Source organism: Trichococcus sp. (assembly GCF_049589555.1).
Lineage (GTDB): Bacteria > Bacillota > Bacilli > Lactobacillales > Aerococcaceae > Trichococcus.
Map to the genome: position 1 here is coordinate 1 of NZ_JBAWAZ010000201.1, position 5113 is coordinate 5113.

Consider the following 5113-nt stretch of genomic DNA (forward strand, 5'->3'; position numbering starts at 1 on the left):
ATACGGAAGTGTCAACATCGGTCCAACGCAGGACAAGGGATTCCTTTTTGGATATCCGTTTTGATGTTGGCGGCATTTCGGAAAATGAAATAGACAGATTGTTGAACAGCCTCAAAAAAAATGACGCCTACTACAAGACGGAAGACGGTCGCATCTTATCTTTGGAGACGGAAACAATGAAAGAGATGAATCGTTTCCTTTCATTGATCAAAGATGAGTCCCAGCTTCATGACGGGACACTCTCCATGCCGATGATCAAGAGCATGACGCTCGAAAAAGAAATCAATGATCTGAACCCTGAGGTCGGCAGCCAAGATTTCCTTAACGAACTGTATCATTTCATCAAGCACCCGAACGAGTTTCCTGCTGAACTGCCGAAAACATTGCAGGCGGATTTGCGTCCGTATCAAGTGACCGGCTTCAGATGGCTGAAATTCCTTTCCAACTACGGCTTAGGCGGCATTTTGGCTGATGAAATGGGACTTGGCAAAACGTTGCAACTAATCACCTTTCTGCTAAGCGAAGTAGAGGAAGGGAAAAATGATGCAAAACCCGCTTTGGTCATCGCACCGGCTTCACTGATCTACAACTGGAAGTACGAATTCCAAAAATTTGCACCCTTGCTTCAGATAAGCGTCATCAGCGGCGTGAAAAAGGAACGGGAAGAGCAGTTGTCCCAGCTGCCTGAGAACGGCATTGCGATCACCTCTTATCAAAGTTTCCGTCAGGATATCGAGTCCTATCAAAAATGTGATTTCTACGCGATGATTCTGGACGAATCCCAGTACGTCAACAACTACAATACGAAGACGTTCCGTGCCATCGCGAAGATGAATGCCCGGGTCAATATCGCGTTGAGCGGCACCCCGATCGAGAACAGCGTAACGGAATTCTGGGCAATCTTCCAATTGATTTTGCCGGGATTGTTCCCGAAACTGCAGGAATTCAAAAAAATGTCACTTGAGGACATTTCGAAAACAGCCAAACCATTCATGTTGCGCAGGCTGAAGGCGGATGTTCTGGGCGATCTTCCGGAAAAATCCGAAGCCGATATCTACAGCAGCCTCAACCGCGATCAGAAAATCATGTATTTGGCCTATCTGCAGCAACTGCAGGAAAAGGTATCTGATTATGACAGTGAAGATTTCCAACGGAACCGCATGGAAATCTTGGCCGGACTGACCCGTCTGCGCCAAATTTGCTGTGATCCCCGTTTGGTGGATGCGGCCTACGAAGGCGGTTCGGGGAAGTTGGAGCAACTGGTCGAAATATTGAAAAATGCCCAAGAGAACAACCAGCATGTTTTGGTGTTTTCACAGTTCACATCCATGCTGAAATTGATCGAAGTGGAGTTGGCCAAGGAAAATTTAAGCCATCTCTATCTCAGCGGAAAAACCCCTCCCGCCGAAAGGATTACGTTGGTCAATCAGTTCAACGAAGGCCACACGGATGTCTTTTTGATTTCATTGAAAGCGGGCGGCACCGGGTTGAACCTGACCGGAGCAGACACCGTCATCCTATTCGATCTATGGTGGAATCCGGCAGTCGAAGAGCAAGCTGCAGGGCGAGCACACCGCATCGGCCAGAAGAAAAACGTGCAGGTGTACCGGTTCATCGCTGAGGGAACCATCGAAGAGAAAATCAATCAGCTGCAGCAGGACAAAAAGATGCTCTTTGATCAGTTGATCGTATCCGAAGGGGAAGAGGCGCTCAGCCGGCAACGGTTGACGAACGATGACATCAAGCAGATTTTGGGGATCCAATCCTGAAATAACGGGTGATGAGGATGCCTGATATCCATTTTCAGAAAAAACACTTGCTTCTTTCAGCATAATTCGATATAATTATCAGCGGTGCAAAACCACATTTCACACCTTGATCGATACGGCGGACGTTGCTTATCGTAAGATGAGTTTCTGCTGTAGAAGAAATCGGGGGAGGAAAATAAAAACAAACTTGGAGGAAACAAACATGGCAGTAATTTCAATGAAACAATTATTGGAAGCAGGCGTACACTTCGGTCACCAGACTCGTCGTTGGAACCCAAAAATGAAGAGATACATCTTTACAGAAAGAAACGGTATCTACATCATCGACTTGCAAAAAACTGTAAAATTAGTCGACGAAGCATACAAATATATGCTTAACGTTGCTGAAGAAGGCGGCGTAGCTTTATTCGTAGGGACTAAAAAACAAGCGCAAGATTCAATCAAAGACGAAGCTATCCGTTCAGGTCAGTTCTTCGTAAATCACCGTTGGTTAGGTGGTACTTTGACTAACTGGGATACTATCCAAAAACGTATCAAACGTTTGAAATCAATCGAAGCTATGTCTGAAGACGGCACTTTCGAACTACTTCCTAAAAAAGAAGTTTCTATCTTGAAAAAAGAACAAGAACGTTTGGAAAAATTCTTGGGCGGTATCAAAGATATGCCTAGAATTCCGGATGTAATGTTCATCGTTGACCCAAGAAAAGAAAGAATCGCTGTTCAAGAAGCTCACAAATTGAACATTCCTATCGTCGCTATGGTTGACACAAACTGTGATCCAGATGAAATCGACGTAGTAATCCCTTCAAATGATGATGCTATCCGCGCAGTTAAATTGATCACTGCTAAAATGGCTGATGCTTTCATCGAAGGCAACCAAGGAAAAGATCAAGTTGAAATTTCTGTTGAAGAAACTTTTGCAGCTGAAGCTGACGAAGCAACTTCATTAGAAGAAATCGTTGAAGTTGTAGAAGGCAACAACGAATAATATTTCCTATTTAGTTTGAAGCAACGAGCTGTCTCAGAAAAGAAGAAAGATATAGCCAATTTGGCAGCCGACATCTTTTCTATTCTCTTTGGGACAGCTTTTTTTATGAAAAAGAATATTCAGGAGGAATCATAGAATGGCACAAGTAACAGCAAAAATGGTTAAAGAATTACGCGACATGACAGGCGTAGGCATGATGGATGCTAAAAGAGCTCTAGTAGAAGTCGATGGCGACATGGACAAAGCGGTTGACTATCTTAGAGAAAATGGTATGGCTAAAGCAGCTAAAAAAGCTGACCGTATCGCTGCTGAAGGACTTGCAAACGTATATGTTGACGGAAATACAGCCGTAATCGCTGAAATCAATGCAGAAACTGACTTTGTTGCGAAAAACGACAAATTCCAAAACTTGGTAGCTGATATCACAGCAATCATCGCTAAAAACAAACCAGAAACTGTGGAAGCTGCTTTAGCGATCGAAACTGCTGAAGGTACATTAAACGATGTTATCTTGAGCGCTACTACAATAATCGGCGAAAAAATTACTTTGCGTCGCTTTACTATCGTTGAAAAAACGGATGCTGATGCTTTTGGTGCTTACTTACACCAAGGCGGACGTATTGCTGTATTGACATTATTGGAAGGATCGGCTGATGCTGATGCTGCTAAAGACATCTCAATGCACATCGCTGCCATCAATCCTAAATATGTTTCACGCGACGAAGTTTCCGCAGAAGAACTTGAGCATGAAAAGAAAGTTCTGACTGAACAAGCATTGAACGAAGGCAAACCAGCCAACATCGTTGAAAAAATGATCGTAGGCCGTTTGAACAAATTCTTGAGCGAAATTTCATTGAACGATCAACCTTTTGTTAAAGATCCAGATCAAACAGTTTCACAATATGCTGCTTCTAAAGGCGGCGCTGTTAAATCATTCGTACGCTACGCTGTAGGCGAAGGTATCGAAAAACGCTCTGTAGACTTTGCAGAAGAAGTTATGAGCCAAGTCAAAAAATAATGAAAATTGCCCCTTAATTGGGGCTTTTTTATCATAGTCATAAGCCTGATTGATCAGGGGTCAGCCAATTACGGAGGGAAATATAGAATGAGTGAACCAAAATACAAACGCGTTGTTTTAAAACTAAGCGGTGAAGCTTTAGCGGGCAACACTGGTTTCGGAATCAATCCGCCGACGATCGAAGAAATCGTAAAAGAAATCAAAGAAGTACACGACTTGGGCGTAGAAATGGCTATCGTTGTGGGCGGCGGCAATATTTGGCGCGGCACGACTGGCGCTGAAATGGGCATGGAGAGAGCGCAAGCCGACTATATGGGTATGCTTGCGACTGTCATGAATTCTTTGGCTCTGCAGGATGCACTGGAGAATGCTGGCGTTCCGACCCGTGTTCAGACTTCCATCGAAATGAGACAGATTGCCGAACCTTACATCCGCAGACGTGCTGTCCGTCATCTTGAAAAAGGACGCGTTGTGATCTTTGCTGCCGGTACCGGCAATCCTTACTTCTCTACTGATACGACAGCAGCCCTTCGTGCCGCTGAAATCAATGCTGACGTTATTTTGATGGCTAAGAACAATGTTGATGGTGTCTATTCATCCGATCCGATGAAGGACTTGAGCGCAACAAAATTCTCTGAATTGACTCATTTGGATGTTATTTCCAAAGGACTGCAAGTAATGGATACTACAGCAAGCTCATTAAGCATGGATAACGACATCCCGCTGGTTGTATTTAACTTAAACAGACAAGGGAATATTCGCCGTGTTATACTTGGAGAAGATATCGGAACGACTGTTAGGGGGAAATAATCATGGTTAAAGAAATCCTTGATAATGCGATCGACAGAATGAAAAAAACGGAAGCTGCATTGATCCGCGAACTTGGCTCGATTCGGGCAGGCCGCGCGAATGCAAGTTTATTGGACCGTATCGAAGTGGAATACTACGGAACGAACACGCCAGTGAATCAATTGGCTTCCATCACGATTCCTGAAGGACGCATGTTGTTGGTGACACCTTACGATAAATCCAGTATCGGTGATATCGAACGTGCGATTTACCAAAGCGACCTGGGCATCAACCCAGCCAATGACGGGAGTGTCATCCGTTTGGTTATCCCGGCACTGACTTCAGAGCGACGCAAAGAGTTGGCAAAAACCGTCGGCAAAGAAAACGAAGCGGCTAAGGTCTCTATCCGTAATATTCGCCGCGATGCCATCGAAGCGTTGAAAAAAGCAGAAAAGAACAAAGAAATCACAGAAGATGAGTTGCGTACTTATGAAAAGAAAGTGCAAGAGTTCACCGACAAATCTTCCAAAGAAATCGACAAAATAACAG

At 44.3% G+C, this 5113-nt stretch carries 5 protein-coding genes; all 5 read left to right on the forward strand.

The annotated features are described in order from the left end of the window. Positions 1-1769, forward strand: a 1769-nt coding sequence (locus tag WBV27_RS07670) for an SNF2-related protein (RefSeq protein WP_424200876.1), incomplete at its 5' end; no start/stop codon positions are given. 202 nt (positions 1770-1971) lie between these two features. Continuing rightward, entirely contained in the window at positions 1972-2757 is a 786-nt protein-coding gene (gene rpsB / locus WBV27_RS07675) for a 30S ribosomal protein S2 (RefSeq protein WP_086627867.1), read from the forward strand. A 136-nt stretch (positions 2758-2893) separates the two neighbouring features. After that, positions 2894-3775, forward strand: coding sequence for a translation elongation factor Ts (tsf, locus tag WBV27_RS07680; protein WP_424200878.1), 882 nt, complete (start codon positions 2894-2896; stop codon positions 3773-3775). 87 nt (positions 3776-3862) lie between these two features. Next, entirely contained in the window at positions 3863-4585 is a 723-nt protein-coding gene (gene pyrH / locus WBV27_RS07685; RefSeq protein WP_424200880.1) for a UMP kinase, read from the forward strand. 2 nt (positions 4586-4587) lie between these two features. Beyond that, positions 4588-5113, forward strand: a 526-nt coding sequence (frr, locus tag WBV27_RS07690; RefSeq protein WP_424200882.1) for a ribosome recycling factor, incomplete at its 3' end; no start/stop codon positions are given.

What these genes read in the sequence shown, in the direction of transcription:
- rpsB (WP_086627867.1), top strand. Translation starts at nt 1,972, where the DNA reads ATGGCAGTAATTTCAATGAAACAATTATTGGAAGCAGGCGTACACTTC.
- tsf (WP_424200878.1), top strand. Translation starts at nt 2,894, where the DNA reads ATGGCACAAGTAACAGCAAAAATGGTTAAAGAATTACGCGACATGACA.
- pyrH (WP_424200880.1), top strand. Translation starts at nt 3,863, where the DNA reads ATGAGTGAACCAAAATACAAACGCGTTGTTTTAAAACTAAGCGGTGAA.